Genomic DNA, 25,761 nt, shown 5'->3' on the forward strand with positions numbered 1-25,761 from the left:
GGTAATGAGGTAGCTAATCCCATTACCCAGGAGAGATACAAGGTTGGGTTGAGCACCAGCGAAGCCCAACATTGCCCAAGGCCCAACCCCGCTGTCGGGCTTCGCTACGCTCAGCGCCAACCTACGGCGTGAGCCCGAGCCATGGAAACCATGGCCGCGCCAGCCCTCAGTCCTCCCGCAGATGAATCCCCAGACCGGTCCGTCCCGGCGCCAGCTCGGGCATCAGGGTTAATGCCGGAATCTCGTAATCCCCACCATTCTGCCGCCGGAACGCCAGGGGCGTATCCGTAGCCAGTCCATCCAGCCGTGCCCCATAGGCCTGGCACAGCCGCTCGAAGCCGGCGGCGTCCACCTTGCTCGTGCGATAGACCGGAAACGGCGGTAGCACGCTGAAACCGGGATAGAAGAGGATGCCGTGCTGGATGGGAAAGAGGATGTCATCCAGCGCGCCATTGATGCCGCGCTCGCTGTAATGCGACGCCCAGCCGCCGCAGGTCACCACCAGCATGGCGCGCTTGCCAATCATGGTGCCTTCGCCATAGCGGTCACCCCAGTGAGTGTCGCTGTGCTCGCCGACGCCATAGGCGAAGCCGCAGGCATAGACGCGTTCCACCCAGCCCTTGAGGATGGCCGGCAAGGAAAACCACCACAGCGGAAATTGCAGGATCAGCACATCGGCCCACAGCAACTTGGCCTGCTCGGCGGCGATATCCGCCGGTTGCTGGCCGGCGGCATAGGCCTGCCGGGAATCCAGGACCGCATCGAAGCGCGCCCCAGGCGCCAGGTGTGGCGCGTCCGCCGCATCCAGGGTGGCCTTCCAGTGCAGGGCATAGAGATCGGAGACCTGGACCTCATGGCCGGCCGCCTGCAGATGGGCCACGGCGAAGTCGCGCAGCGCACCGTTGAGCGATCGGGGTTCGGGATGGGCGTAGACCAGCAGGACCTTCATGGCACGTACCTCTCGATGGAAAGGTGGCCAGGCTAGGTGACGGCGGAGTTATGCTGGAAATGAATTACCGAAACAGTAGCCATTGCCATGCACAATAGCTTGCGCCGCCTTGATCTCAATCTGCTGGTGACTCTCGACGCCCTCCTGGTGGAACTCAACGTCACCCGCGCCGCGCGCCGCCTGAATCTGGCGCAGCCCACCGTCAGCCTGCAGCTGGGCCGGCTGCGCCAACTGCTGGACGATCCCCTGCTGCTACCTGGGCCGCGCGGCATGCGACCCACGGCGCGCGCGGCGGCGCTGCGTGAACCCTTGCGCCAGGCGCTGGCCGCCCTGGACGAGGCCCTGGCACCGGCCGCCCCCTTCGAACCGGCTCGCGCCGAGCGAACCTGGCGCATCGCCGCCAGCGACCACAGTGCCACCACCCTGCTCACCCCGCTGCTGGCCGACCTGCGCCAGCAGGCGCCCGGTATCCGCCTGGCGCTGCTGGACAAGAAGCCGGCGTTGCTCGCCGAACAACTGGAGGGGGATCGCCTGGACCTGGCGCTGGACGTGGCTGATACCGCCGCAGCGGGTCTGCGTCAGCGGCTGCTGTTCACCGAACACTATCTGCTGGCGGGTCGGCGCGGTCATCCGGTGCTGCAGCAACCTGTGTCCCTGGAAACCTTCTGCCAACTGGAGCAGGCGCTGGTCTCGCCGAGCGGTGGCGGCTTCGCCAGCGTCACTGACCGGTTGCTGGCGGAACAGGGCCGCGAACGGCGGGTAGTGCTGTCAGTGCCCCACTTCGCCACCCTGGCCAGTGTCCTCCTGGTCAGCGATCTGGTGGCCCTGCTGCCTGCCCAGATCGCCCTGAACCATCCCGGCCTGCAGGTCCAGCCGCCACCCCTGGCCATCCCGGGCTTCGACATGCTGCTGCTCTGGCCCGAACGCCTGCACCGCGATCCAGCCCATGCCTGGCTGCGCGAACGTATCGTCGCCAGCCTCGTGAGCCAAACGCCGGCCTGACCAATCGACTCTCTGCATGGAGGGCATACAGCGGCTTGGCTGTTCGCCCCGGCCCTGGCCCGGCATCCTTGGTCACCTCGTACGAACGCCGCACGACTGCCCGCAGTCGCATGCTTCGTCACCGTCCCTTCCGGAGCCCACCATGGCCAAGCTACGCCTCTTCACCTCGCCGTCCGCCTTTCCCAACCCGCAGCGGCTGCGGCTGTTCATCCAGGAAAAGGGCATCGCCGATCAATTCGAGGAGGTCATCCTGAAGATGGCGCCCGAAGGCGAGCAACGCCAGTGGCAGCATCTCAAGCGCAATCCCTGGGGCGAGACGCCGACCCTGGAACTCGCCGAAGGCGGCTACCTGGCCGAGAGCGCGGCCATCGCCCGCTATCTGGACAACAGCTATCCCGGACGCAAGGTAATGGGCGAAACGCCGCTGGAGCAGGGCCAGGACGCCATGTGGAACGACCGCATCTTCGTCCATGTGCTCTATCGCGTCGTGACCATGTTCCATGTGCAGCACGAAGGCCTCGGCCACAAGCTGGAGCTGACCCACAATCCGCAGTGGGGCGAGCATTGCCGCAAGGAAGCCCTGATGCACGCGGCGCTGGTCGATCGGCACCTGGCCGATGGTCGCGAGTGGCTGCTGGGCGGCGCGGCGCCGACCTTTGCCGACATCACCCTGTGCACCGCCATCGCCTTCTCCAAGTACCCCACCAACCAGACGCCGCTGGACGAGCGCTTCGAGCACCTGGCGGCCTTCTGGGCGCGCTGGCAGCAGCGCGACAGCTTCCGCGCGGCCTATGCCGACGGCAACAGCGGACTGGACGAACTGGTGGCCCTGGCGCGCGGCTGATTCCGTTCAAACCGCCGCTCTGCCTGGGTCGAGGCCCCGTAGCGTGGAAAACGGCGCAGCCTTTTCCACTGGACTGACAGCTCATCCCGGCCCTCTCTCCTGGGAGAGCGCCGGGATGAGGGTCGCACGCCCGCCTCGCTAGCCCAGCCGCTCGCGCAACACCGCCAGGGCCACCTCCGGCCCACCGATGACGATGCTGGCCGGTACCGCCAGCATCAGGTTCAGCGGCAGGCCGAATTCCTCCAGTGTCCAGCCGTCACGATCCAGCAGCCCCTTGCCTACCCAGTCGGGATGGCGGGCGCGAATCCGTTCGGCCAGGCTGCCCGCCTCCGGGACATAGCCCACCACCGGCTTGCCCAGCGCCACGGCATAGCCCACCTCGAAGCAGGTACCGCTGTCGGGCTCGGCGCCGCGAAAGAAATCCAGGCTGGCCAGGACGCCATCCGCCTGCTCGATCAGCGCCAGATTCGCCCGATAGATCCAGGCGGCCTGCTCCCCTGGTTCGGTCAGCCCCGGGGGAAGGGCGTTGTCCAGCGGAAACAGCCCCGTGCAGCCGTGACGGGCACACAGCGCCTTGAGCGCCTCGCCTTGGGCGACGGCATCGGGCCGGAAGACCTCGGGACCGGCAAGATAGATACGGGTTGGCATGGCAGGACCTCGCGAAAATGGCCAGTGTAGAGGGTGGGCGATACCCCGTCTGCCTGACGAGGTTTCCTGGCCGCCCTGCCACTCGTGCTGCCGGCATGACCGTTTACGCAATAACCAATCCGCCCGGCCTCGGCTGTATACGTTTTGAAAGCTAGACCTTTTAACATCGACGCACCTTGAGAGCCTGAATCCTCCGCTGTCCGGAATCGGCTCGCCTCCTGGGCATGCTCGCTTCGGTGTCGCCTGATGTCTGGCCGTTTTCTGCTGACCGCTCATCTCAATCGACTGATCAATGCCTTGCTGGTGGTGACCTCGCTCGCCACCGCCTGCGGCATGGCCTTGCTCGTCCAGCAGGCCCATGAGAATTCGACGAGCATGGACCTGACCCGTGACCAGTTGCCGGTCTACGAAGAGGCACTGGGGTTGGTGCAAGCCATCTCCGCCGAGCGTGGCCCGACCAATGCCCTGCTCGGCGGTCGCGGCGGCGATAGCCATGAGCTGGCGCGCGCCCGGGTCCTGAGCGATCAGCGCTTCGCCCGGCTACAGGTGCTGTTGCAGGACTGCCGGCAATGCAGCGTGACCGCCGAGCAGGCGGCAAACGGCTATCAGACGCTGCTGCAGGCCCGTGCCCGGGTCGACCAGCGCCTCCGGGGGACGCCGGACGATCCCGCGTCCCAGGACATCGCCAGCGTGGTCCAGGGCATGTTCCGCGCCCTCGACAGCAACTTCATCACCGCCGACCTCACCCTGCACGACCTCATCCAGCGCAGCCCGGCCGTGGCCATCTACCTGGTCAATGCCAAGCTGGCCGCCCGCCTGCGCGACACCGCCGGACGCCTGGGCTCGCTGCTGACCCCGGCGCTGCAGGCGCAGCGCCTGCCCAGCGGGGCGGAACAGGTCCAGTTGCTGCATACCCAGGGCCGTATCAACCAGCTGATGGATCTCCTGCGCAGCAACCTCAACCTGGCCCCCAGCCGTCCCGAGCACGACCGCTTCGTGCAGGTGCAGGAGCGCTATCTGGGCGAAGGCCTGGACTGGTACCACCAGACCCTCGCCGCCCTGGCGACCGGCACGGCGCCCACTGCGGCCAGCTTCGCCCAGGGCTATGTCCCGACCATGGTCAGCATCCTGGAGTTGCGCGACGAGATGCTGAGTCTGGCCCATGACGAAGCCGATGCCCTGGCGCGCGAAGCCCAGCTGCGGCTGTGGCTGACCATCGCCGCGGCGGTGGGCATCCTGCTGGCGCTGGGTACCGGTCTGCTGTTGCTCAAGCAGCGCCTGCTGACGCCGCTGCTGGCCAATACCCAGCGCCTGCTCAGCCTCAGCCGGCGCGCCCGCCCGCTCGGGACGGTGGCCGAAGACGACCCGCGCAGCCTGTTCGCCGCCTTCGCCCAGCTGGAGGACGAGCTGCTGCAGGCCGACCGGCTGCGTGAGGAGCGTGATGCCCTGATCGCCGAACTGGGGGTCCGCGCCGAGACCGACTACCTGACCGGCCTGGCCAATCGCCGCGCCTTCGAACGCGAGCTGGCGCAGGGGGTGACCCGCACCGCCGGGCAGTTGGCGGCGATCGCCTTCGATATCGACCACTTCAAGCGCATCAACGACACCTACGGGCACGCCGCCGGCGATCTGCTGCTGCAGCAACTGGCGCAGCGCTGCCGCGAGCTGCTGCGTCCCGGTGATCGCATCGCCCGGATCGGTGGCGAGGAATTCGCCGTGCTCGCCGATGTGGCCCAGCCGACCGACGCCCTGGCACTGGCCGAACGCCTGCGCTGCGGCATCGCCGAGGTGCCCTTCGCCGTCGGCCCGACCGAGGCGCTGCCGGTCACCGCCAGCTTCGGCGTGGCGGTGACGCCGCGGCTGGCGGAAGGCGTCCCGGTCCGCCTGCTGGCCCAGGCCGATGCCGCCCTCTACCGGGCCAAGCATCGCGGGCGCAATTGCAGCGAGATCGCCGAACCCGGCTAGACCGGCAGCGCCAGCGACCGCGGCAGCGCTTCGTCGAGCAGCCGGCAGGCGGCCTCGCCGACGCGCCGCACGCCCTCCTCAATCCCGGGACGCTGGGCCTGGGCATAGTTCAGGCGCAGGCAGTTACGGTACTTGCCCGAGGCGGAAAAGATGCTGCCGCAGGCGATCTGCACGCTCTGGGCGAGCAGTTCGCGATTGAGTCGATGGCTGTCGCAGGCCTCGGGCAACTCGACCCACAGCAGGAAGCTGCCCTGGGGCTGGCTGACCCGGGTACCCGCGGGAAAGTAGCGCTGCACCCAGGCACTCATCAGGTCGCGATTGCGCTGGTACTGGGCGCGCATGCGCCGGACGTGCACGGTGTAGTGGCCGGCGGCGATGAATTCGGCGATGGCCAGCTGCGGCTGGGGGGCGGTGCAACCGGTACCTATGTACTTGAGGTGCAGGATGCGCTCGGCATAGCGCCCGGGCGCCACCCAGCCAACCCGGAGACCGGGCGCCAGGGTCTTGGAAAAGGAACTGCAGAGGATTACCCGATCGTCTTCGTCGAAGGACTTGAGCGCTCGCGCCCGCGGATAGCCATAGAGCAGATCGCCATAGACATCGTCTTCGATGACGGCCAGGTCGTGCTTGCGCGCCAGAGCCACCAGCTGGCGCTTATTCGCCTCGGGCATGCAGTAGCCCAGGGGATTGTTGCAACTGGGGGTGAGCTGGATGGCCCGTACCGGCCATTGTTCCAGGGCCAGTTCCAGCGCCGGCAGGCTGATGCCGGTGCGCGGATCGGTAGGGATCTCTAGTGCCTTGAGGCCCTGGCCCTTGAGGGTCTGCATCACCCCGTGAAAGGTCGGCGAATCCACCGCGACGATGTCGCCCTCCTGGCAGGTGGCGCGCAAGGCCGTGGCCAGAGCCTCGTGGGCGCCACTGGTGATGACGATGTCATCGGCAGTGAGCACGCAGCCGGCATCCAGCTGCAGCCGGGCCACCTGTTCGCGCAAGGCCGCCACGCCCTGGATGCTGTCGTAGGACAGCCCGGCATTGCCTGGCCGCCGCGCCAGGCGCGCCATGCCGGCCAGCAAGGGGGCCAGGGTCGGCGCCTCGGTATCCGGCAGGCCGCGGCCGAGTTGCACCCGTACCGAATCCGGAGTGGAGGTCATCAGCTCGCGCACCGGCTCCCAGCCGGACACCTCCACCGGCCAGCGCGCCGGGCGGGTCACCCGCGGCAACTCAATGACGCGTCTTTCCAGGCGGACGAAATAGCCGGACTTGGGCCGTGGCTCCACCAGCCCGCGGTCCTCCAGCAGCCGATAGGCCTGCTGCACCGTGGCCAGACTGACCCCGTGCTCCTGGGCCAGGGCGCGCACCGACGGCAGGCGCTCGCCCGGTCGATAGAGACCCTGTTCGATACGACGGCCGAGGGCATCGGCCAGCAGCTGATAGCGATTCATGTTCGGACTATAGCGGCGCAGGCGGGGATGGCGCGCCATACAGATGGCCATGCCCTGCACCATACAGCTGAGCGCTGTAAGGCGGCTGTATGGCGGACAACCCATCGGCCTGGGTCTGCCCCTGACCGTAGCGGCGGCGGAGCATGGAGACAGCCCAGGAGAGACGCCATGCCCAGAGACCCCAGCCTTCACGATCAGACCCGTGCCAGCGGCTGCTGGCTGCTGTTCCAGCGCCAGCTGACCACCCGCCGCAGCCTGCCGGACCTTACCGACCGGGAACTGGCCGATATCGGCCTGGATCGCCATACCGCCCTGCACGAGGCTCAGCGCCCCTGGTGGCGGCTGCTGCTGCAGGCCTGGCGTCAGTCCGGCAGACGCGACAGCCGCGCCGCCCAGTCCGCCACCGGTGCCGGCGACTCCGGGTGCCAGAGTCTGCGCCAGACCACCGCCAGCTGTTCGCGACCGCCGCGTTCGCGCGGCCACAGCGAGGGTTCGGCGACCAGTCGCCAACCGCTGGCCTCGCGCTGAGCCAGGGCGAAACGGAAACTGTGGTAGCCGGTGGCGCCCAGGCGCAGATCGGTCACCACCAGGTCATCGCCCAGGCGGTCATAGCGCAGCCAGTCGTCGGTGAACCAGCGCAGTCGCTGTTCGGCCGGCGAGTCGGCGAGGATCGGCGCCAGTTCGCCCCCGCGTGGCAGCGGGACCAAGGCTGGCGGGCGGTCGTCAAACAGCCCCACCCAGGTTTCCCGGTAGCGTTCGGGGCCGTCGTCCACCATGACCCGCCAGAGCAGGCTGGTGAAGGGCAGTGGCGCGCTGAACAGGCGGGCATCCGCCTGCCCCTGGGCCGCCAGCGCCTGGCGCACCTGGCGCTCGGCGGAATATTTGGCCACCAGGGTCCAGCCCAGATAGGCCGTGGAGAGCAGCAGGGCCACCACGGCCAGCCGAGGGGTTCTGCCCCGGGGGCCAACCACCAGGCCAGCAAGTACCGCCACCAGCAACGGCAGGGTATAGAGCGGATCGATGATGAAGACGCTGGACCAGGCTATCGGGGTGGTCGGCAGCGGCCAGAACAGCTGGGTCCCATAGGTGGTGAAGGCATCCAGCAAGGGATGAGTAATGAGCACCAGCCAGAGCGTCAGGAACAAGCGTGCCTGGCTGTAACCCGGATCGCGCCAGCGGCCGCAGATCCCCGTCAGCAGCAGGGCCAGTCCGGTCAGCACGAACAGCGAATGGCTGAAGCCACGGTGGTAGGTCATCTCCTTGACGGCATCGCCGTAGTCGATGACCACATCGAGATCCGGCAGGGTGGCCAGGGCGGCGCCATAGAGGATCGCGCGCCGACCCTGCCAGCGACCCAGCAGTGCGGTCTGGACGGTAGCGCCGAGCACGGCCTGGGTCAGCGAATCCACCGGTCAGATCTCCCGGGCGAAGTCGAGCATCAGCCGCGCCAGGGCCTGGGGCGTCTGCAGCGGCATCAGGTGGCCGGCACCGGGAATGACCTCCAGCCGGCTGTTGGGGAAGGGCGCCAGGGTGGTGCGGCGCTGTTCGTCCGGACCCGGCACCTGCTGGTCATCGGCGCCGCAGACCAGCAGCACCGGATAGTCCAGGGTCTCGATGCGGTCGCTCCAGTCCTCGCGACTGCCATGATCGACCCAGGCCCGCCAGGCCTGCAGATTCAGGCGCTGGGCATCGGCGATCACCACCTCGCGGATGGCATCGGGCAGACGATGGGCGCTGGATTCGTCGACAAAGGCCTCGGCCTCCGCCCGGCTCTTGCCATAGGCGCGCTGGGCATCGCGATCCGCCTCGCTCATGGGCTGCGGCCCGGGCGGCGAAGGCGCCACCAGGATCAGCCCCAGCAGATATTCCGGTCGCCGCGCCGCCAGCACCACGGCCACCTTGCCGGTCATCGAATGGCCGACCAGGATGCAACGCGTGAGGCCCAGGGCGCGGATGCTGGCATCCACCTGGTCGGCCATCTCGGCAACGCTGTAGCCCTCGACCGCGGCGGCATCGCCGAAGCCCGGCGTATTGAGGGCCACGCAACGGTGTTCGCCATCCAGGTAGGGCGCGGTGGGAAACCAGGTACGGTGCGAGCCGCCGAGAAAGTGCATGAGCACGAAGGTGGGCGAGCCGCTGCCCTGCTGACTGTGGGGAAGCATGGGAAATCCTCGGTGCTGGGCTGAAGGCGGATACGTCTCAGATGGAGGGGTAAGCATCGCGCTAAGTTCCGCTTCGCTGAAGACCCGGCAACCCGGGCCGCGCTGGCCGGTCTCACCCAGAACCGCATCCTTTCCGGAGTCCACCATGGCCGATCTGTCGCGCTTCCCCATCACCCACCGCTGGCCCGCCCGGCATCCCGAGCGCCTGCAACTCTATTCGCTGCCCACGCCCAATGGCGTCAAGGTGGCCATCCTGCTGGAAGAGCTCGGCCTGCCCTACGAGGTGCATCGCATCGACTTCGGCCAGGACGACCAGCACACTGCGGAATTCCTCTCCCTGAGCCCCAACAACAAGATCCCCGCCCTCCTCGATCCCGACGGCCCCGGTGGCGAACCCCTGGGGCTGTTCGAATCCGCGCCATCCTGCTCTATCTCGCGGAAAAGACCGGCCGCCTGCTGCCCGAGGACCCGGCGCAGCGCTACCAGGCCGTCCAGTGGCTGATGTTCCAGATGGGTGGCATCGGCCCCATGTTCGGCCAGCTCGGCTTCTTCACCAAGTTCGCCGGCAAGGACATCGAAGATAAGCGCCCCCGCGACCGCTACGTGACCGAGGCCCGGCGCCTGCTCGGCGTGCTGGAGGGTCAGCTCAGGGGCCGCGCCTGGATCCTGGGCGAGGACTACAGCCTCGTCGACATCGCCACCTTCCCCTGGATCCGCGCCCTGCTGGAGGTCTACCAGGTGGCTGACCTGATCGGCTTCCAAGACTTCCCCGAGGTCCGTCGCGCCCTCGACGCCTTCCTCGCCCGCCCGGCGGTGCAACGCGGCCTGCAGATCCCGGCAGCGCCCTGATGCCGGGCGACGTTGAACGGCGGCTGCCTCGGAAGGCGCTGGCGGAACGTCCGGCCTTCAGGTGCTCGCCGGCCGCCCCGGCCCTAGCGCAACTGACTGTCCTTGCTCGCCCGCCGGTTGTAGCCGCCGGCGCGCTGGTCTTCGGCGTCCTGCTCGGACTGGCAGCGGATGCACAGGTGCACCCCCGGGACCGCCTGGCGGCGCGCCTCGGGGATGGCGTCGCCGCACTCCTCGCAATGGGTGAGGCTCGCGCCTCGGTGCAGACGGCTGCGGGCGCGTTGCACCGCATCGTCCACCGTGCTGTCGATCTGTTCCTGAACCGCGCCGTCTCCGGCCCAACCATTGGCCATGGCTGATCTCCCACTGCATTACCCTGATAGCCATTGGAAGCGCGGTTCGCGCAGTTGTTCGCTGGCGACCGACATCCGCTCGTCGTGGCAGCGCCTGCCGTGGCTGCTGATGCTGGGCATGGCGCTGACGGGCTGTGCCAGCCGCGACCTGCTGCGCCAGGTCACGACCGGGCTCTGCGTGCCCAATACCCGGCTCACCGGCCTGGCCACCCCCTGTCGCCAGGTGGTCAAGGACCCCGGCTTCGCCGTGCTGCGCGCGCCGGGTGAGCGACAGCATTTCATCCTGGTGCCGCTGCGGCCCCTGCGCGGACTGGAGAGTCCGGCGCTCTGGCAGTCCGGCCAACCCAACTGGTTCGGTCTGGCCTGGCGCCAGCGCTGGTACCTGAGCGCCTGGGGCCAGGCGCCGGTGGCGGACGAGCGGATCGCCCTCGTTCTCAATGCCCCCAGCGGGCGCAGCCAGGATCAGCTGCATGTGCACCTGGCCTGCCTGCGGCCCGAGGTGCGCGCGCAGCTCTCGCCACTGGCGCCCGCGCTGGACGAACACTGGCGCGCGCTGCCCATGGCGCTGGCGGGCAGTCGTTATCAGGCGCGGCGGCTGAGCGAAGCCCAGTTGCTGGCCGCGGATTTCTTCCAGGCCCTGGCCAGCCAGCCGCCCTACCCGCTGCCGGACCCACGGCTGTCGCTGGCGGTGGTGGCGCTGCCGAGCCGGGACGCCAGCCGCCAGTTCCTGCTGCTGGCCGGCCGCGCGGGCAGCCAGCCGGGTGACCAGGGTTCCGCCGAGCGGCTGCTGGCGGCGGACTGCCAGGGAACGACCGGGGCCCCGGCGACTCAATAGCGCCAGCGCGCCAGGAGGCCCCATGCCGCAGGAATTCCAAGAACTCTTCGACTTCATCGATCAGCTGCTCGCCTGGTCCGACTTCTATCTCAAGTCCGGCCTGCTGCTCTGCGGGGTGGGCATGCTGGCTGGCGCCATCGCCTGGAAACACTGGTGGGGCAAGGCGCTGGCCTTCGGCTGCGCCGGCCTGGGCGCACTCGCGGCCCTGAGTCTGGATCTGTTGCAGCGCCTCTGAAGCGCCGCCGGCAAGATCCTGAATGACCTGGCAGCTTTCGCCTGCCTCCGCATGGCGGCAAGATGACACTGGCCGTCGCTTTCCGCCGCCAAAGCTTGAACTGCTTCACCGTCTCGAACAGCGAGCGCTACGGGTTGGCGGATAGAGCGCGGCAGCTTGCTAGGGTACTGCCCCACAATAATCCGGCTTGTTTACCACGGCCTTCATCTTTTCAGCTCATGCATAAAGACCCGATCATGCCCATGTCCCCATCTCGCCTGCTGTCCCGCCTCCCGCATCTCGGCCTCTGCCTGGCCGCCTCCCTCGCTTCCCTGGCCGGTACCGCCGTGGCCCAGGAAGGCACTGCACGCTGGGTCAGCGACAGCCTGACCACCTATGTCCGCAGTGGTCCCACCGATGGCTATCGCATCGTCGGCACCCTCAAGTCCGGGCAGAAGGTCGAGCTGATCAGCACCCAGGGCGACTACAGCCAGGTGCGCGGCGAAGGCGGCAGCACCGTCTGGATCCCCAATGCCGACCTGCAGGCCAAGCCCGGCCAGGCCGAGCGCCTGCCGCAGCTGGAACAGCAGGTGGCCGAGTTGAGCGGCCAGCTCAAGACCATCGACGACAGCTGGAAGAATCGCGTCCAGGGCATGCAGGAGACCCTGGATTCGCGCAAGAAGCAGATCGACGAACTGGAGAGCCGCCGCAAGGATCTCGACGCCCAGCTCACCCAGGCCCAGTCGGAATTGCGCAGCACCCAGGCCAAGCTCGGCAACGAGAACAAGCAGGCGCTGATGCAGTACATGGTCTACGGCGGCAGCATTGCCGGCGCCGGCCTGCTGGCCGGCCTGATCCTGCCGTCCATGACGCGGGGTCGCAAGAAGAACGACCGCTGGTTCTAGACGTCGGCTACCAGCCGTCCTCACGGCGGGGTGGAACCCGGGGTCGCGGCGCGTGCCTTAAAAAGGCACCGCTTCTGCTACCGTGGCCCGACGCCTCCCGTCCAGACGAGCCCCCATGCACGACACCCCGCGCGTTCGCATCCAGCAGGTCGAGACCCTTTCCGCCGACTGGGGCCTGCTGAAAAAGACCTCCTTCGACTACCTGCGCCGCGACGGCAGCTGGCAACGCCAGACCCGCGAGACCTACGACCGCGGCAATGGCGCCACCATCCTGCTGTATGACCGCGAACGGCGCACCGTGCTGCTGATCCGCCAGTTCCGCCTGCCGACCCTGGGCAACGGCCTGGCCGATGGCCTGCTGGTGGAGACCCCCGCCGGCCTGCTCGATGCGGCCGCCCCGGAAGAGCGCATCAAGGCCGAAGTCGAGGAAGAGACCGGCTATCGCCTGGACAACGTCCAGCACCTGTTCGACGCCTTCATGAGTCCCGGCTCGGTGACCGAGTTGCTGCACTTCTTTGCCGCTGAATACCGCGCCGACCAGCGCATCGCCGACGGCGGTGGCCTGCACGAGGAAGGCGAGGACATCGAGCTGCTGGAATTGCCCTTCGACGAGGCCCTGGCCATGGCCCGTGACGGTCGGCTGCTGGATGGCAAGACCATCATGCTGTTGCAGTACGCCGCCCTCTACCTGCTGTCGCGCTAGCCCATGGAACCGATCCGCAACCGTATCGAGCGGCAGGTGATGAGCCTCACCGGACTGTCACTGGGCGAAGTCGACTACGAGCAGCCGCCGGGCGATCCAGGGCTGTTCGGGCCTGGCAGCGTCCCCTGGCGGGTACACAGCGACTTCACCTGCATGCTGATCGGCGGTATCGCCGCCCTGCTCATGCAGACCCTGCACCCGCTGGCCCTGGCCGGGGTCTGGGACCATTCGAAGTTTCGCGAAGACATGCTCGGCCGCCTGCGCCGCACCGGCCAGTTCATCGCCGCCACCACCTTCGGCAGCCGCGGCGATGCCGAGCGGCTGATCGTCCGGGTCCAGGCCATCCACCGGCATATCCGCGGCCAGGCCGCCGACGGTCGCCCCTACAGCGCCGAAGACCCGGCGCTGCTGACCTGGGTCCATGTGGCCGAGGTCAGTCATTTCCTGGCGGCCTATCTGCGCTATTTCGATCCCCAGCTGCCGGGGGCCGAACAGGATCGCTACTACGCCGAGATCGCCCTGGTCGCCGAACGCCTGGGCGCGACCGACGTGCCCCGCTCGCGAGCGGAGATCGCCGCCTACTACCAGGCGATCCGCCCCCAACTGGTCTGCGACGAACGCAGCCGCGAGGTCTGCAAGGTGCTGCTGCAGGCGCCCGCGCCCAGCACCCTGGCCAAGCCCTTCGGGGCGCTGATGATGCAGGCCGGCATCGACCTGCTGCCCGACTGGGCCAGTGCGGAGCTGGGTTTCCACCAGGGTCCGCTGCAACGGCAGCTGATTCGCACCGGTATCGGCGCCACCGCCCCGGTGCTGCGCTGGGCCGTCCGCAACGGCTCTTCCCATCGCGCCAGACGGCGGATGGGGATCGACGGTCAGTCTTCGCCGTGATCGCGGGCATGACAGTGCGCCGGGGCGACCACTCTTACGCAGGCTGATAGAGACGAACACCTGCTCGGATAGCCCCTTCTCCCCTTGGGAGAGGGTTGGGGTGAGGGCGCGCCTCGCGGCGAAGTCCCAGTGGAAAAGGCTGCGCCGTTTTCCACGCTACGGCGCTACCACTCACCTGAGACAGGCCCGCGGCCATGCCGGTGCGCTGTATCGACCACTCCTACAGGTATCCAATCTATCCGTAGGAGCGGCCCACGGCCGCGATAAAGCCCCTGCCGAAAGATGTAACCAGGATGCGAAGGGGCCAACTCGCCCCTACAGCATCCGCACCTTGATCGACCGGCCCTTGATCCTGCCCTCGCTCAGCCGCTGCAGCGCCTGGCGGGCAATATCGCGCTCCACGGCGACGAAGGCCTGGTTGTCGAACAGGGTGATCTTGCCGATCTTGGCGCCGGGCAGGCCGGCGTCGCCGGTCAGGGCGCCGAGGATGTCGCCGGGGCGCAGCTTGTCCTTCTTGCCCGCCGCCAGGGCCAGGGTGTGCATGGTCGGCACCAGCGGCTCCGGGGTGTCGCGCAGGGCGCCGAGGGGCTGCCAGTCCAGCGGCGAGCCCTGCTGAGCCTCGATGGCCTGGGCGCAGCTGGCCTCGGCCGGCGCCACCAGCGACAGCGCCAGGCCCTGCTCTCCCGCCCGCCCGCTGCGGCCGATGCGATGCACGTGCACCGCCGGATCGCGGGACAGCTCCACGTTGATCACGGCTTCCAGGCCGGCGACGTCGATGCCGCGGGCCGCCACGTCGGTGGCCACCAGCACGCAGAGACTGCGGTTGGCGAACATCGCCAGCACCTGATCGCGCTCGCGCTGCTCCAGATCGCCATGCAGGGCAGCCGCGGAGATGCGCTGGGCATGCAGCGCCTGGACCACCTCCTGGCACTGCTGGCGGGTCTGGCAGAAGGCCACGGCGCTGGCCGGGCGGTGGTGCCGGAGCAGGCGCACCACGGCGGCGAGGCGGTCCTGGGCGGCGATCTCGTAGAAGCGCTGGCGGATCTGGGTCTCGCTGTGCTGACTCTCGACGCTGATGCGCAGCGGCGCGCGCAGATAGTCCTGGGCCAGGCGCTCGATGCCTTCCGGATAGGTCGCCGAGAACAGCAGCGTCTGCCGCCGTGCCGGGGTCTGGCTGAGGATGTCGGCGATGGCCTCGATGAAGCCCATGTCGAGCATGCGATCGGCTTCATCGAGCACCGCGACATTGAGCCCATCCAGCACCAGGGTGCCCTTGCGCAGGTGCTCCTGCACCCGACCCGGGGTGCCGACGATCACCTGGGCGCCATGCTCCAGGGAGGCGATCTGCGGCCCCAGCGGCATGCCGCCGCACAGGGTCAGGATCTTCAGGTTGGGCGTGGTGCGCGCCAGGCGACGCAGTTCGCGGGCCACCTGATCCGCCAGTTCGCGGGTCGGACAGAGGACCAGCGCCTGACAGCCGAAGTAGCGTGGATTGAGTCCCGTCAGCAAGCCGATGCCAAAGGCCGCCGTCTTGCCCGAACCGGTCTTGGCCTGGGCGATGAGATCCTGGCCCTTGAGGATGATGGGCAGGCTGGCCGCCTGGATGGGCGTCATGCTCAGGTAGCCGAGTTCGGCCAGATTGGCCTGCATGGCCTCGGCCAGTGGCAGGGAAGCGAAGGATGAGGGCACGGGAGTCCTGTGAAACGGCTGGTAAAGGTTTACCAGTTTAGCAGAAGGGTACCCAGGCTCCGGTGAATGGACGCTGGATGAGGGGCTACCTATGCTAAGGGGTACGACAACTCAAGGAAGCTTCACCATGTTCGACCGGCCTGTGCTCTATACCCACCCCATGTCGCGCGGACGCATCGTGCGCTGGCTGCTGGAGGAGCTCGGACAACCCTACGAGGTGCAGCGGGTCGACTACGGGCCGGCGATGAAATCCCCGGCCTATCGCGCCATCAATCCCATGGGCAAGGTGCCGGCGCTGCGCCATGGCGCCGCCGTGGTGACCGAGACCGCCGCCATCTGCGCCTATCTCGCCGACGCCTTTCCCGCCGCGGGGCTCGCGCCACCGCTGAGCAATCCGGCGCGCGGTGCCTACTACCGCTGGCTGTTCTTCGCCGCCGGTCCGCTGGAAGCCGCCACCACCAACCAGGCGCTGGGCGTCGTCCCGCCCGAGGACCCGCAGAAGCGCGGCGCGGTGGGCTATGGCAGCCTTGCCGAGGTGCTCGACACCCTCGACGCCGCCCTGGCCCCAGGTGAATACCTGGTGGACGACCGCTTCACCGCCGCCGATTTCTATGTCGGCGCCCACCTCGCCTGGGGCATGGCCTTTGGCACCGTCGAGAAACGTCCGCACTTCGAGCGCTATGTCGCCGGGCTGGTAAGCCGTCCGGCCGCGGTACGCGCCCGCGAACTCGACGACGCCGAGCTCGCCACCCTCAACTAGTACCGCGGCTACAGCTCCACCGGTCCACGCGGATGGTGCAACGGGCAGCCGTTGCGTTCGCTGCGGAACTGCGACGACATCTCGTAGGCTGGCTGCCGCGACCTCATGATGCCGCCCAGCGGGCGATGCGCGGCCAGACCGTGCCAGGGGCTGAACACCATGCCGTCGTCCACCTCGCGCGAGCGCGCCTCGTTCCAGGCCGGTTGCGGCTGGACCTCCAGGCGCGCCACGGTCACATAGGGACTGAGATCTTCCGGCCACACCACCGAGGCATCCTCGATGGGCGTCTGCTCGATATCGACGCCCAGCTGCACGCGGATCTCCCAGACGCCGCCGTGCCGGACGAAATGGGCATTGACCGCCTCGCGCAGGCCGTCGGGCTTGCCGTTGACCTCGACCGGGGCATCGGTCAGGGCGGTCAGCTCCGGCGCCACCGGGACCACGCTGAGCTTGGCGAAATAGGGACCATAGAGAAAGGGCACCATGGTGTAGAAGGTTTCGCCGAGCGGATGGGTCTCCGGGTGGCCCCCCAGGCTCTTCAGCGTCGGACTCTCGCCGCCAAGGGCTTCCACCACCTTCTCGGTACCCCGCAGCACCGCCGAGGCCATCTTCTTCAGGCCCTCGCCGCGGTCGGTGGTCTTGGCCAGCAGCTTGAGCGTCTTGAGAAAGGTCTTGGGATCCGGCGCGGTAAAGGCCGGGGCGTTCTGCATGACGAAATCCTGGGTCACCTGCCCTTCGCTACCGGGCAGGCGCTCGCCCGGCACGTCGATCAGCTTGAGCGCCAGGCCCCGCGGGGTGGAGACGCTATCGGCCAGGATATCGCCCGGATTGGTCGAGAATCTGAGCACCGCGGCATAGCTGCCCGGTACGGCAAAGGCGCCCTGGGCATAGGCCGGCGGCAGGCCGTCCAGCACCCGCACCTGGCCGGTGAGCAGACCATGACTCTTGGCATGCACGCTGCGGATGGCATGGCCACCATTGGCGTAGGTGGTCTCGGTGATGTCTCTCATGGCCGCCACCATCTCGCGAACGGTGTCGGCTTCATCATCCGGCACCTGTTCGAAGGCGGGCTGGAACGGCAACGGATGGACAGCGGTAGGCGTGGTCATCATGGGAATCCTCGGGCGCCGTCATTCGAAGGAGACGGTCAGCCAATAGACCGCTATCGCGCTAACGACGTTCGTTCCCTGGCCACCTGGCCGACACGAGGTCGCTGTCGACAGCTGCTCGGGAACGGCCCCGCCCAGAGGGGTTCGATATCTTCACACTAACCCCGGAGAGCCACCATGAGCGACGCCGACCAGAAGACCTACGACAACCCCAGCAACACCCCGCCGCCTGAAGAACTGCCCTATGCGGACATGGAGCCGGAAGAGTTTCCGGACGATCTGGACGTGGCCGGCGCGACCGAATCGGGCACCCCTGGCTAACCGGCGCCCTGAGCCGCGGACGACAGCCTGAGCGGCGTCCGCGACACTTTGTGACCGGCCGGTTTGACGGGGACCCGAGGCCCCGCGAAGATGGGCGGGCGTCTACCGCGTCGAGTCCCCCATGCTTTCCACCAAGGTTCCCCTGCTTCTGCGCAGCCTGATCGGTCGGCTGGTGCGTATCGCCATCGCCTCCGGCGTCACCTACCAGACTTTCGATCGCCTGCTGCGCCAGACCTACTTCGAGGTCGCCCAGGATTTCGAACCGCTGCGCGACAAGCCCAATTCCGACAGCCGCATCTCGGTACTGACCGGCCTGCCGCGCCGCGAGGTCCGCGCCCTGCGCGAGGCCAGCCCGGAACGCCCCCCCTGCACGCCCAGCCTGGAATGGCAGGTGCTCAGCGCCTGGACCTCGCGGCTGGATCTGCTCGATGCCGAGGGCAACCTGCGCCCCCTCCCCCGCACCCAGCGCCGCGGCGGCGAACAGAGTTTCGACGCCCTGGTCGCCAGCGTCGGCAGCGACGTCCGCGCCCGCACCGTGCTGGATGAATGGCTGCGCAAGGGGTACGCCCGCCTCGACGAGGAAGACCGCGTGGTGCTCACGCCCCGCTCGCTGCTGCGCGGCACCGAGAGCCAGGAAGGCGCAGGGCGGCTGCTGGCCCACTTCACCGGCGACCTGCTGGCCGGCTTCGAGCGCCTCTACCTGCAGGACCGCGCCGCGCCGGACTTCACCTTTCACGTGGTCTACGGCCACAACCTGACCCAGGACTCGACCCTGAGTCTCTATCGCACCGCCTACGACGAATCCATGCACCTGCTCAACCGCCTCAACCGCCTGGTGGTCGAACACGAAGCCCGCGACGCCGGCAAGCCCGACGCCACCCAGAGGGTCACCCTGGGCTTTGGCGGCTATCGCGTGGAACAGGACCGTGATGCCGGCCTGGTGCAGGGACGGGAGGATTAGCGCCAGCAGTCGGCGGCATTGCCGGAACCCTTGATCCCTTTCACGCCCTGGGCATTGAGGGTGAGATCGCCACACACCGTGTCGCGGGTCTGGGTACCACTGCGGGTAGCGGTCAGCAGATAGGGACCATTGCTGGCGTAGTCCGCGCTGTTGGCGGCATAGATGGCGGCACTCAACTGGTAGTAGCCGCTGGTCGAGGTCACCGTCTGGCTGCCCGCCGGCGTTCTGTTGTTGACGATGTTCAGATTGGCCACGCTGGTCGGATAGGCATTGTTCTGCGCATAGAAACGCTCCATCCGCGCTGCCGCCTCGTTGAGCAGGGCCTGGCCCTCGCTGCGGTTGGAGCGCAGTACGTAGTTCTGATAACTCGGATAGGCGATGGCCGCCAGGATGCCGACGATCGCCACGACGATCATCAGCTCGATCAGGGTAAAGCCTCGTGCTCGCATCGCTACCTCAGGGATCGGGATTCTGATTGGAGAAGGTGCGCCAGGTCTGGCGTTCGGATGGCTTGGCTAACGGCACGCTTCCAACGCCACCACCTCCTTGTGACCCATCGTTGCTGCCCGGCAGGAGGGTACCGCCCACACTGATAGGACCATCGCCATACACGAAGGCGTTCAGTCCGCTGAGCAGTCCGGCCATCTGCAGACGGGCGTAGCGGAGCTGGCTGCCCAGTTGCAGGTGATCGGTCCCGCCACCCGTGTAGGGATCCACTGCATAAAGATAGGTAACGGCGCCCGAATCGCAAGGATTGTCATTGGGCACCAGGGCCGCGGCGAGCAGGGTATCGGCCAGGTAGAGCGGCTTGGTGACGATCATCTCCCCCGTCGACGGCAGATTGAGGTACCAGCCGTACTTGCCGGTCCTGTTGCTGTCGCCATACCAGTCCACTGCGTTGGTGCTCAGGGTATTGGCCGTCGTGGTGATCGAAACCTGGGCCGTACTGGTATAGGTGAGTTGAGTGTCACTGCCCAGGGTCTGCACCTGCAGATTGGCCGTGGTCAGGGTCGGGGTGCTGTCGGCGGCCTTGCCTGCGGTCTGGCGATCCCAGATGCCATACAGGCTCATGGCCTTGCCGGTGACGGCGGTGGCATCGCCGGTCTCCAGGTACTTGCCGGTGCCAAAGAGCAGCAGATGGCCGATCCCCGAGGGATGCCGCAGCAGGCGCGGCGCCGCGGTGATGGCCTGGACCTGGTTGGCGTCGCCGATGGTGTAGCGGGACGCCCGGGCGCGATACAGGGGCGCACCGCCAAAGGCGACCTTGAAGGCGCTCGCGCTGGCATTGGCCTTGAGCTCGCTGCCGATCAGGTCGAAGCGCCAGAGGTTGCCATGCAGGTCGCCCGCGTAAACGTAGTCGGCGATCAGATCACCATCGACATCGGCCACCGTCGGCGCAGCCAGACCATTGGGGGTGGTCAGACCGTCCTTGGGCTCGGGCGTGAGCGCGGCGAGGCGCTTGCCGGTCATCACATCCAGCGCATAGAGCACCGCCTTGTCGTTGGCGCCGTTGTAGCCATTGGCCAGTAGCACTGCCCAGCTGCCGGTATGCAGCCGGGCAACTACCGGCTGGCTGTAGGTCAGGCCCAACTCGCCGAAATCCGCATCATTGGCGCTGCGCTCCCAAAGTACCTTGGGATCATTGGGATCGGTAATGTCGAGGGCGAACACTGCCCTGCCACCGCCACGGAGGGTACCGATCAGTACGGTGTGCCATTCTCCGTCGTAGACATCCTGCACCACTGGCGCGCCATCGACATAGAACTGATGGGTACTGCTGGTATAACTCGGATCAGTAAGCTTGTAGAGATTGGGGATGACCGCACTGGGGACGAAGGCAAAGGCCTCGTCGCCGTTGTCGTCGAAGGCGTGCAGCATGCCGTCGTTGGCACCGACGTAGATCCGCGTGGCTCGCTTCGCCCATTTCTGCTGGAAGGCGCTGTAGCTGCCGGCAGCGCCGAGCGCATTCATCCTGGCAGCAGGACTGCTGGGTGCACTGACCAGCGCCGGTGTGGAATCGATGATGTCGCCGAGCAGATGGTTGCGGATGCGCAGGGCCGGCGTGGCCGTCTGGCTTTCCTTGCTGCGATCGCCACGCAGGTAATTGACCCGGGCCTCGCCATAGCTGTCGCGGGTACCGTTGGAGTTGCGGTTCAGTGTCACCTTCTGGTCGTCGCTCAGATTGCTCCAGATAAATGGCTGACGCACCCCGCCCACGTTCATGTACACCTTGCGCGCGGCAAAGCTGCCCGCGCCATAGGTCGTATCCAGACGACTCTGGGCACTCCAGACCTTGGTGGTGCTCGTCGAGGTCCGTAGGTACTTGGCAAGGTCGCCGCTCCAGTCGCTGCTGGAGAAACTGGGTACATAGCTGTAGTTGGAGCTCTGGGTACTGTCCAGCAGCGGCGAGGAGGCCTGGCCGGCACTGGACGTATTGGTCTGGGCGATACGATTGACCACCTGATTCAGGGAGTCGACCAGGCCATTGGCATCGTCGGCGCTGAAGAAGTCGCCGCGCGAGTTGATCGCCGCGTGCCAGAGGTCATAGACGTTGTTGTCGCTGTCGCTGCTGGCGGCGGGCCAGCTCATGGTGGGGCTGTAACCGCCGGCGAAGGTGCTGCCGCCCCAGGCCGGATTGGTCAGTGATGAACTCAGGCCGAAGCCGACGGTATAGGTGACCAGATGCTGCCAGGTCGCCGAATCGTTCTTGGGATTCCAGTACTGGGTATCGGTGTTGCTGCTGGCGTCGCGGACATAGGGCGAAAGCTGGTTAGGGATGCCTGGCTGGGCATCGGTCGCCCAGTACTTGAACGCCAGGTCGGCCAGGGTGTTGCTCGCGCTGTCGGTGAAAGGCGCCCGCGGCGAGTACCTGGTGCCGTCCGGGAGCGTCTGCCCACTGCCATCCACGTTACCGGCGCCGATGGTGTCCGAGTTCCACTTACCATCGGTCATCATGATCTGATAACTCGGGCGGCAGGCGTATTCGGGACTCTGGGTCACCCCGGGGTCCTTGGCGTAGGGCGCGTCCTTGCCGCTGCTCTGCAGGAAACGCCCGGCACGATCCAGGGCACTGCGCAGCGGCGTGCCGGTATTGAAGTTGATATCGCCCAGCCACCGGAAGAAATTGGCCCGCGCCTGGCCGTCGAAGGTGCGCAGCTGATTGCTGCCGCGGTAGCTGATTCCTTCACAGTCGGTGCCGGAGTTCAGGGTGGTACAGTTGCTCAGGTCCTGCCAGGTCAGCCGCACCGAGCTGGAAAATTGCGAAAAGGCCAGATTGGCCGACGACTGCATGCTCAGGGCGCGATTGCGATAGAAGGCATACCAGATGGCGAAGTTCTGCCGATCCGCCGCGGAAGTGGGATTCACCAAGGCGTAACAGCTATCGTCCCAGGTCCTGCAATTCGGATTGTCGCTGTTGAACCGATAATAATAGGCAGGCACCCCGGTCTCGGTTCTATCGTTCCGCCGATCATAGAAGTCCGCTTGAGGATTTTCCGCCAGGTAATAGATGACCCCAGTGTTTCCACCGTAATTGGTCCCGGCGTTGTAGTTAGTATCCTGGCCACGAGCGGTGTCGTACTCCCAGGCGACGCGATAGTCCCGGCTCAGATCCACGGTGCCGGCCCCAGGTCGGAAGCCGTTCACGTATACCCGGGTGAAATCGAAGCCGGTGCCGCTGCTGACCGGATAGTCCGAGGTCGTCAGAACCCCATTGCTGAAGGTGACCCTCTTCGGCACGGCATAGCTCACCGCCGGGTTGTAGTAGAGCGCATTGAAGGCGGCCGACTTGACCCGCCGCGTGGTGCGCAGGCCATTGGCGCTGTAGCCCAATGAGTCCGGAATAAAGCCCCACTTCATGCTGTTGGAGTTGTCCAGCGTGACGATGATATTGGGGTCGACGCCGGTACTCAGGAACAGCGGTTGCTGGCTGATGTTCAAGTTGCTGGCGCTGGCGCTGAGGGAAGCAAGCAGCGTGGTTAGCAGCGCCAGACGGGATGAAAGGTTCATGGCACCTCCAGCTTGACGATGCTTTGCAGAATGACCGGGAAGCGTGCGCCACCGCTGCGTGCAACGGCGGTGACGCGGTAGTAGTAGGTGCTGTCGTAGAGCTCGCTGCTGGAGCTGCCTATCGCAGTGATCACCCAGCGCGGCGCCAGGCGATAGCGGGATTGGCCGTCGAAACCGCGATAACCCACGGAGTTTTCCGCTGGTACCGGGTCCAGGGTCTTCAGGGCGACCTTGGCCCAGGCCTGGACCTTGGCCTGGGTGTCCAGATCCTTGCTGTCGCTGAGGATGCACAGATTCTCGACAGTGGCCGCCAGAGCATTCGCACTGGTCGTGCAGGAGTCGAAGCCGCCGCTGGCATTGCCGAAGGCCAGGGTCCCCCGCAGGCTGCTGAGCCGCCGTTCGGCTTCGCGCAGCGCCGATTCGGCGGCGTTGTAGGCGCGTTTCTGTTCGGAGACGTTGCCACCCACCCGGTTCTGCAAGGTGGTCTCGCGCATGCTGGTGACGGCCAGCAGGGTAAGCAGCAGGAGCATGACCAGGGCGATCAGCAGCACCGCGCCCCCCTGGTTCCGGGGTGAACGGGACGTCATGGCATCAGATTCCGCAAGGTGACGCTGCCCTGGACGATCTGCAGCACCTGAGTGCTGGCGCCCGCGGGCAGTTCGCGCCCGGTGAGGGGCTTCCAGTTGGCGGCCATGGCGTTGGCCATACCCTCGGTGGGTACAGCGCGACTGGAAAACAGCGCGGCATAGCGCACGGCCTGACTCGGCTGGCTAGGGGTGGGCAGCGTGAACCAGACGAAATCCGCCAGGCCGGCGACGATGACCTGGGCCGGCCTGCCCTGGGCGCTGCATTGCAGGGTACCGCGGCCAAGGGTGCCAGCGGGATCGGCGACGTAGCTGATACGGGTCAGCACCTCGGTGCCGTTACCGTTGGCATCTTCGGCGATAGGATTGCCCAGGCAGTCGCTGTCCCTGCCCTTGGTCTCGCCCTGGTAGCGCAGGCACAGCCCGGTCTTGTCGTCGGTCAGGGCGATGGCCTGGCCGCTGCTCATCGCCGGACAGCCGTTGGCAGCGGGACGCGCGGCAAAGGCGGTCTCCAGCGTCGTCTGCAGGGTCGGATTGGCCCGGAAGCCCGCGCGCGCCAGTTGCTGGTCGAGCAGCAGCAGGGCGGTCCGGCCGTTTTCCTCGTTGTTGACCTGGCCTTCCTGGAACAGCGCGTGTCGCTTGTTGTTCAGGTACAGCTGGGTCACCGCCAGGATGAGAAAGCTGCTCAGGGTCAGGGCCACCATCAGTTCGATGATGGACAGGCCGCGCTGCGCCCTCATAACTCGCCCCTCAGGGTGTAGAAGCAGAGGCCGCCACTGCAGCCGGCGCTGTTGCCGGTATTGTCCTGCCAGGCGAGGACGATCATGACCATGGAGGCATCGGGTGACACGCAGGCATCGGGGTCCGCATAGGGCGCGGCGCTGCCCACCTGGGGCGGCTGGCGCGTCGGGCATACCGCGAAGTTGGCCTTGAGGATGGCATCGCTGACCGGCAGCAGCGTCCGCACCTGCTGCAGCCAGCAGGTCAGATCCTTGCCGGCGATGGTCTCGCCGCCCTGGCCCCGAGCGAGGCTGGCACAGGAGCCATCGGCCGCCTCCAGGGCCCGGGTGGTGAAGTCCTTACCGACCGGCTTGGCATAGGGGCTGTCGGCGCTGAACCGACCCTTGCTGTCCAGGGCAGCCCCGGCGTTGCTGCGCATCAGCTCCAGCAGATCACCCGCCAGCATGATGGCGTTGTTGCGCTGGATGGCATCCTGGGAAAGCACCAGGCTGCGCGACTGCAGCGCCACCAGGCCCAGCACGCCGATACAGATGATCACCAGGCTCACCAGCACCTCGATCAGGCTGAAGCCTGCCTGGGAAGACTCGCGGCTCAACTGCATCCGCTGCTCGCTGACGTCGGTGTGAAATCGGCCACTTCGGTATGGCCACCCTGGCTGACGGTGAGGAGCTTGCCCGGAGTGCTTCTGTCGTTGCTGGCGCAGAGCCGGATGGTGAAGGCGCTCGCCAGGGTGCCGTTGGGCCTGAAGGTCAGGCGCGTGGCCGTCCCGGTGCTGCTGAGGCCGTTGGGCGCCAGGCCGGTGCCCTCGAAGGTCCTCAGGATTTCCACGCCACCTGTCACTGTACTGCTGGCGGTGGTGACCTTGAGCGCCCCGGACCAGTTGTTGACGTCGGGGGCCTCGACGCTGACGTTAAGCCCCCGGGTCAAGGCCTCGCTCCGGGCATAGGTGAGCAGATTAGTCAGCTCATTCGTGGCCACGAGGACGCGATTGGTTCTCGTCATGGCGCCGAAGCCGGGTGTTGCGATGGAGACCAGAATCGCCACCAGCGCCATGACTATGAGCAATTCGGTAAGAGTGAAGCCCGCAGCCTTCTGCATGCCAGGTCTGCCTTGTGCGTGACGGAATGGCGAGGATGCTGCACTCAAGCGGGCTGCAAATCAGCAATAGCGGGATATTCGGCCATCCTGGCGGGATGACTGGACGGCGCGGAGATGAGCGAAACGAGTGATGGCAGCGTGGCGGATTCCTTTGCGTAACGTAAATAAAGCTACCTATCAATTTGCCATCTAAGCATCTGTCGCTTGCTCGCATGCTCTGAAACGCGGGTCTTGATCGGTTGACGCCCTGGAAAAGGTCAGACTTTTAATGGAGGCACCTCACGGCCTGCTGACCATGGCTTTCCCTACCCTCCCCGCCTTCCGCCGCTCCCGGCGTTGTGCTCGTTCTCTCCTACCCGGAGCTGCCCCAGGAAGAGCGCCGCTGGGTAACTGGCCAAGTCCATTAATTGAACGCACAAATAATAAAATAATATTTAAATTGAAAGAACGAACAATCAAAAACAATTAAAATTACCAACTTCTCATCCAGGCGAGATAACGCCAGACATAACTAGCCAAACACCGCGAGATTGTTCTAAAACGGTAACAACCCTATCTGGAGCAGCCGCTACGCCTGACTTGCAGGCCGCGGACAGTCAGGCGCCAGGCCATCTTTCAATCCGCATGACGAAATAGCGCAACGCCTGTAGCCACCCATAGATCGTACTTATCACCCTCAAACGACGCGCCGAATTCGCTTCGTAACACCGCTGCTTTCATCTACCGACAATGAC

Annotated in this window: 25 protein-coding genes and 2 pseudogenes; 13 read left to right on the forward strand and 14 right to left on the reverse strand. The window is 66.6% G+C overall.

Annotated features, from left to right (window positions below; all coding sequences use genetic code 11):
- Positions 1-166 precede the first annotated feature (166 nt).
- Positions 167-949, reverse strand: a complete 783-nt coding sequence (locus GSQ95_RS15475) for an NAD(P)H-dependent oxidoreductase (RefSeq protein WP_158896002.1) — start codon at positions 947-949, stop codon at positions 167-169.
- An 87-nt stretch (positions 950-1,036) separates the two neighbouring features.
- Here GSQ95_RS15475 and GSQ95_RS15480 point away from each other — a divergent pair, with 87 nt between their 5' ends.
- Together GSQ95_RS15480 and GSQ95_RS15485 are read left to right on the forward strand one after the other, a co-directional pair.
- Positions 1,037-1,951 carry a LysR family transcriptional regulator gene (locus GSQ95_RS15480; protein WP_158896004.1) on the forward strand — a complete coding sequence of 305 codons (915 nt, stop codon included), beginning with the start codon at positions 1,037-1,039 and terminating at the stop codon, positions 1,949-1,951.
- A 142-nt stretch (positions 1,952-2,093) separates the two neighbouring features.
- Positions 2,094-2,795 carry a glutathione S-transferase family protein gene (locus GSQ95_RS15485; RefSeq protein WP_158896006.1) on the forward strand — a complete coding sequence of 234 codons (702 nt, stop codon included), beginning with the start codon at positions 2,094-2,096 and terminating at the stop codon, positions 2,793-2,795.
- A gap of 138 nt (positions 2,796-2,933) precedes the next feature.
- Here the strand turns inward: GSQ95_RS15485 and GSQ95_RS15490 are convergent, their stop codons facing one another.
- On the reverse strand, positions 2,934-3,443 hold the full coding sequence (locus GSQ95_RS15490) for a nucleoside 2-deoxyribosyltransferase (protein ID WP_158896008.1): 510 nt from the start codon (positions 3,441-3,443) through the stop codon (positions 2,934-2,936).
- Between the two features lie 246 nt (positions 3,444-3,689).
- On the opposite strand from GSQ95_RS15490, the gene GSQ95_RS15495 reads away from it, so the two are divergent.
- Entirely contained in the window at positions 3,690-5,408 is a 1,719-nt protein-coding gene (locus GSQ95_RS15495; protein WP_158896010.1) for a diguanylate cyclase, read from the forward strand.
- Here the strand turns inward: GSQ95_RS15495 and GSQ95_RS15500 are convergent.
- Complete coding sequence (locus GSQ95_RS15500; RefSeq protein WP_178118468.1) at positions 5,405-6,850, reverse strand: PLP-dependent aminotransferase family protein; 1,446 nt, start codon at positions 6,848-6,850, stop codon at positions 5,405-5,407. The genes GSQ95_RS15495 and GSQ95_RS15500 overlap by 4 nt on opposite strands.
- Before the next feature lie 168 nt (positions 6,851-7,018).
- Between GSQ95_RS15500 and GSQ95_RS27180 the strand changes: the two are divergent.
- Positions 7,019-7,150, forward strand: a pseudogene (locus tag GSQ95_RS27180) (DUF1127 domain-containing protein); the annotation flags it as partial.
- A 62-nt stretch (positions 7,151-7,212) separates the two neighbouring features.
- Here the strand turns inward: GSQ95_RS27180 and GSQ95_RS15510 are convergent.
- Both GSQ95_RS15510 and GSQ95_RS15515 read right to left on the reverse strand, forming a co-directional pair.
- On the reverse strand, positions 7,213-8,259 hold the full coding sequence (locus tag GSQ95_RS15510; RefSeq protein ID WP_158896016.1) for a metal-dependent hydrolase: 1,047 nt from the start codon (positions 8,257-8,259) through the stop codon (positions 7,213-7,215).
- Between the two features lie 3 nt (positions 8,260-8,262).
- Complete coding sequence (locus GSQ95_RS15515; RefSeq protein ID WP_158896018.1) at positions 8,263-9,012, reverse strand: alpha/beta fold hydrolase; 750 nt, start codon at positions 9,010-9,012, stop codon at positions 8,263-8,265.
- A gap of 145 nt (positions 9,013-9,157) precedes the next feature.
- Between GSQ95_RS15515 and GSQ95_RS15520 the strand changes: the two are divergent.
- Positions 9,158-9,861 (forward strand): annotated as a pseudogene (locus GSQ95_RS15520) (glutathione S-transferase N-terminal domain-containing protein).
- Positions 9,862-9,944: 83 nt separating this feature from the next.
- Here GSQ95_RS15520 and GSQ95_RS15525 read toward each other — a convergent pair.
- Positions 9,945-10,211 (reverse strand): DksA/TraR family C4-type zinc finger protein, encoded by a 267-nt coding sequence (locus GSQ95_RS15525; protein ID WP_017642690.1) that lies wholly within the window; start codon positions 10,209-10,211, stop codon positions 9,945-9,947.
- Between GSQ95_RS15525 and GSQ95_RS15530 the strand changes: the two genes are divergently transcribed.
- The 5 genes from GSQ95_RS15530 (at position 10,210) to GSQ95_RS15550 (ending at position 13,756) form a co-directional block, all read left to right on the forward strand.
- The gene (locus GSQ95_RS15530; protein ID WP_256664602.1) at positions 10,210-11,046 is read left to right on the forward strand and encodes a CDP-diacylglycerol diphosphatase; all 837 of its coding nucleotides are present in this window, start codon (positions 10,210-10,212) and stop codon (positions 11,044-11,046) included. The genes GSQ95_RS15525 and GSQ95_RS15530 overlap by 2 nt on opposite strands.
- A gap of 22 nt (positions 11,047-11,068) precedes the next feature.
- Positions 11,069-11,281 carry a hypothetical protein gene (locus GSQ95_RS15535; RefSeq protein WP_133863253.1) on the forward strand — a complete coding sequence of 71 codons (213 nt, stop codon included), beginning with the start codon at positions 11,069-11,071 and terminating at the stop codon, positions 11,279-11,281.
- Between the two features lie 236 nt (positions 11,282-11,517).
- Complete coding sequence (locus tag GSQ95_RS15540) at positions 11,518-12,165, forward strand: TIGR04211 family SH3 domain-containing protein (protein WP_133863252.1); 648 nt, start codon at positions 11,518-11,520, stop codon at positions 12,163-12,165.
- Between the two features lie 115 nt (positions 12,166-12,280).
- Positions 12,281-12,868, forward strand: a complete 588-nt coding sequence (locus GSQ95_RS15545; RefSeq protein WP_158896020.1) for an NUDIX domain-containing protein — start codon at positions 12,281-12,283, stop codon at positions 12,866-12,868.
- A gap of 3 nt (positions 12,869-12,871) precedes the next feature.
- The gene (locus GSQ95_RS15550) at positions 12,872-13,756 is read left to right on the forward strand and encodes an oxygenase MpaB family protein (RefSeq protein ID WP_158896022.1); all 885 of its coding nucleotides are present in this window, start codon (positions 12,872-12,874) and stop codon (positions 13,754-13,756) included.
- A gap of 315 nt (positions 13,757-14,071) precedes the next feature.
- Here the strand turns inward: GSQ95_RS15550 and dbpA are convergent, their stop codons facing one another.
- On the reverse strand, positions 14,072-15,445 hold the full coding sequence (gene dbpA / locus GSQ95_RS15555) for an ATP-dependent RNA helicase DbpA (protein WP_158896024.1): 1,374 nt from the start codon (positions 15,443-15,445) through the stop codon (positions 14,072-14,074).
- A gap of 127 nt (positions 15,446-15,572) precedes the next feature.
- Between dbpA and GSQ95_RS15560 the strand changes: the two genes are divergently transcribed.
- Complete coding sequence (locus tag GSQ95_RS15560; RefSeq protein WP_158896026.1) at positions 15,573-16,205, forward strand: glutathione S-transferase family protein; 633 nt, start codon at positions 15,573-15,575, stop codon at positions 16,203-16,205.
- An 8-nt stretch (positions 16,206-16,213) separates the two neighbouring features.
- Here GSQ95_RS15560 and GSQ95_RS15565 read toward each other — a convergent pair whose 3' ends face one another.
- Positions 16,214-17,314 carry a catalase family protein gene (locus tag GSQ95_RS15565; protein WP_158896050.1) on the reverse strand — a complete coding sequence of 367 codons (1,101 nt, stop codon included), beginning with the start codon at positions 17,312-17,314 and terminating at the stop codon, positions 16,214-16,216.
- A 177-nt stretch (positions 17,315-17,491) separates the two neighbouring features.
- On the opposite strand from GSQ95_RS15565, the gene GSQ95_RS26155 reads away from it, so the two are divergent.
- Positions 17,492-17,635: a hypothetical protein gene (locus tag GSQ95_RS26155; RefSeq protein ID WP_178118467.1), complete on the forward strand. Its 144-nt coding sequence runs from the start codon at positions 17,492-17,494 to the stop codon at positions 17,633-17,635.
- A gap of 121 nt (positions 17,636-17,756) precedes the next feature.
- Entirely contained in the window at positions 17,757-18,596 is an 840-nt protein-coding gene (locus tag GSQ95_RS15570) for a DUF6502 family protein (RefSeq protein ID WP_158896028.1), read from the forward strand.
- On the opposite strand, the gene GSQ95_RS15575 is transcribed toward GSQ95_RS15570, so the two are convergent.
- From GSQ95_RS15575 to GSQ95_RS15600, 6 genes are read right to left on the reverse strand one after another with little or no spacing between them, the layout of a single operon-like run.
- Entirely contained in the window at positions 18,593-19,045 is a 453-nt protein-coding gene (locus GSQ95_RS15575) for a type IV pilin protein (RefSeq protein ID WP_158896030.1), read from the reverse strand. The genes GSQ95_RS15570 and GSQ95_RS15575 overlap by 4 nt on opposite strands.
- A gap of 7 nt (positions 19,046-19,052) precedes the next feature.
- Positions 19,053-22,604: a pilus assembly protein gene (locus tag GSQ95_RS15580; RefSeq protein ID WP_256664603.1), complete on the reverse strand. Its 3,552-nt coding sequence runs from the start codon at positions 22,602-22,604 to the stop codon at positions 19,053-19,055.
- Positions 22,601-23,191, reverse strand: a complete 591-nt coding sequence (locus tag GSQ95_RS26865) for a PilX N-terminal domain-containing pilus assembly protein (protein ID WP_158896032.1) — start codon at positions 23,189-23,191, stop codon at positions 22,601-22,603. Before GSQ95_RS26865 ends, GSQ95_RS15580 begins: the two co-directional genes overlap by 4 nt.
- Positions 23,188-23,928 carry a PilW family protein gene (locus GSQ95_RS15590; RefSeq protein WP_158896034.1) on the reverse strand — a complete coding sequence of 247 codons (741 nt, stop codon included), beginning with the start codon at positions 23,926-23,928 and terminating at the stop codon, positions 23,188-23,190. Before GSQ95_RS15590 ends, GSQ95_RS26865 begins: the two co-directional genes overlap by 4 nt.
- The gene (pilV, locus tag GSQ95_RS15595) at positions 23,925-24,530 is read right to left on the reverse strand and encodes a type IV pilus modification protein PilV (protein WP_158896036.1); all 606 of its coding nucleotides are present in this window, start codon (positions 24,528-24,530) and stop codon (positions 23,925-23,927) included. Before pilV ends, GSQ95_RS15590 begins: the two co-directional genes overlap by 4 nt.
- Entirely contained in the window at positions 24,521-25,027 is a 507-nt protein-coding gene (locus GSQ95_RS15600) for a GspH/FimT family pseudopilin (protein ID WP_158896055.1), read from the reverse strand. Before GSQ95_RS15600 ends, pilV begins: the two co-directional genes overlap by 10 nt.
- Positions 25,028-25,761: the final 734 nt, after the last annotated feature.

The organism is Pseudomonas sp. BAV 4579, from assembly GCF_009765395.1.
GTDB lineage: Bacteria > Pseudomonadota > Gammaproteobacteria > Pseudomonadales > Pseudomonadaceae > Chryseomonas > Chryseomonas aestiva.

Coding starts and splice junctions, on each gene's coding strand:
- GSQ95_RS15525 (WP_017642690.1), bottom strand. CDS start 10,211: ATGGCCAATGGTTGGGCCGGAGACGGCGCGGTTCAGGAACAGATCGAC.
- GSQ95_RS15515 (WP_158896018.1), bottom strand. CDS start 9,012: ATGCTTCCCCACAGTCAGCAGGGCAGCGGCTCGCCCACCTTCGTGCTC.
- GSQ95_RS15475 (WP_158896002.1), bottom strand. CDS start 949: ATGAAGGTCCTGCTGGTCTACGCCCATCCCGAACCCCGATCGCTCAAC.
- GSQ95_RS15590 (WP_158896034.1), bottom strand. CDS start 23,928: ATGAGGGCGCAGCGCGGCCTGTCCATCATCGAACTGATGGTGGCCCTG.
- GSQ95_RS15565 (WP_158896050.1), bottom strand. CDS start 17,314: ATGACCACGCCTACCGCTGTCCATCCGTTGCCGTTCCAGCCCGCCTTC.
- pilV (WP_158896036.1), bottom strand. CDS start 24,530: ATGCAGTTGAGCCGCGAGTCTTCCCAGGCAGGCTTCAGCCTGATCGAG.
- GSQ95_RS15530 (WP_256664602.1), top strand. CDS start 10,210: ATGGCTGATCTCCCACTGCATTACCCTGATAGCCATTGGAAGCGCGGT.
- GSQ95_RS15540 (WP_133863252.1), top strand. CDS start 11,518: ATGCCCATGTCCCCATCTCGCCTGCTGTCCCGCCTCCCGCATCTCGGC.
- GSQ95_RS15560 (WP_158896026.1), top strand. CDS start 15,573: ATGTTCGACCGGCCTGTGCTCTATACCCACCCCATGTCGCGCGGACGC.
- GSQ95_RS26865 (WP_158896032.1), bottom strand. CDS start 23,191: ATGACGTCCCGTTCACCCCGGAACCAGGGGGGCGCGGTGCTGCTGATC.
- GSQ95_RS26155 (WP_178118467.1), top strand. CDS start 17,492: ATGAGCGACGCCGACCAGAAGACCTACGACAACCCCAGCAACACCCCG.
- GSQ95_RS15490 (WP_158896008.1), bottom strand. CDS start 3,443: ATGCCAACCCGTATCTATCTTGCCGGTCCCGAGGTCTTCCGGCCCGAT.
- GSQ95_RS15600 (WP_158896055.1), bottom strand. CDS start 25,027: ATGCAGAAGGCTGCGGGCTTCACTCTTACCGAATTGCTCATAGTCATG.
- GSQ95_RS15545 (WP_158896020.1), top strand. CDS start 12,281: ATGCACGACACCCCGCGCGTTCGCATCCAGCAGGTCGAGACCCTTTCC.
- GSQ95_RS15535 (WP_133863253.1), top strand. CDS start 11,069: ATGCCGCAGGAATTCCAAGAACTCTTCGACTTCATCGATCAGCTGCTC.
- GSQ95_RS15570 (WP_158896028.1), top strand. CDS start 17,757: ATGCTTTCCACCAAGGTTCCCCTGCTTCTGCGCAGCCTGATCGGTCGG.
- GSQ95_RS15485 (WP_158896006.1), top strand. CDS start 2,094: ATGGCCAAGCTACGCCTCTTCACCTCGCCGTCCGCCTTTCCCAACCCG.
- GSQ95_RS15580 (WP_256664603.1), bottom strand. CDS start 22,604: ATGAACCTTTCATCCCGTCTGGCGCTGCTAACCACGCTGCTTGCTTCC.
- GSQ95_RS15480 (WP_158896004.1), top strand. CDS start 1,037: ATGCACAATAGCTTGCGCCGCCTTGATCTCAATCTGCTGGTGACTCTC.
- GSQ95_RS15575 (WP_158896030.1), bottom strand. CDS start 19,045: ATGCGAGCACGAGGCTTTACCCTGATCGAGCTGATGATCGTCGTGGCG.
- GSQ95_RS15500 (WP_178118468.1), bottom strand. CDS start 6,850: ATGAATCGCTATCAGCTGCTGGCCGATGCCCTCGGCCGTCGTATCGAA.
- GSQ95_RS15550 (WP_158896022.1), top strand. CDS start 12,872: ATGGAACCGATCCGCAACCGTATCGAGCGGCAGGTGATGAGCCTCACC.
- GSQ95_RS15495 (WP_158896010.1), top strand. CDS start 3,690: ATGTCTGGCCGTTTTCTGCTGACCGCTCATCTCAATCGACTGATCAAT.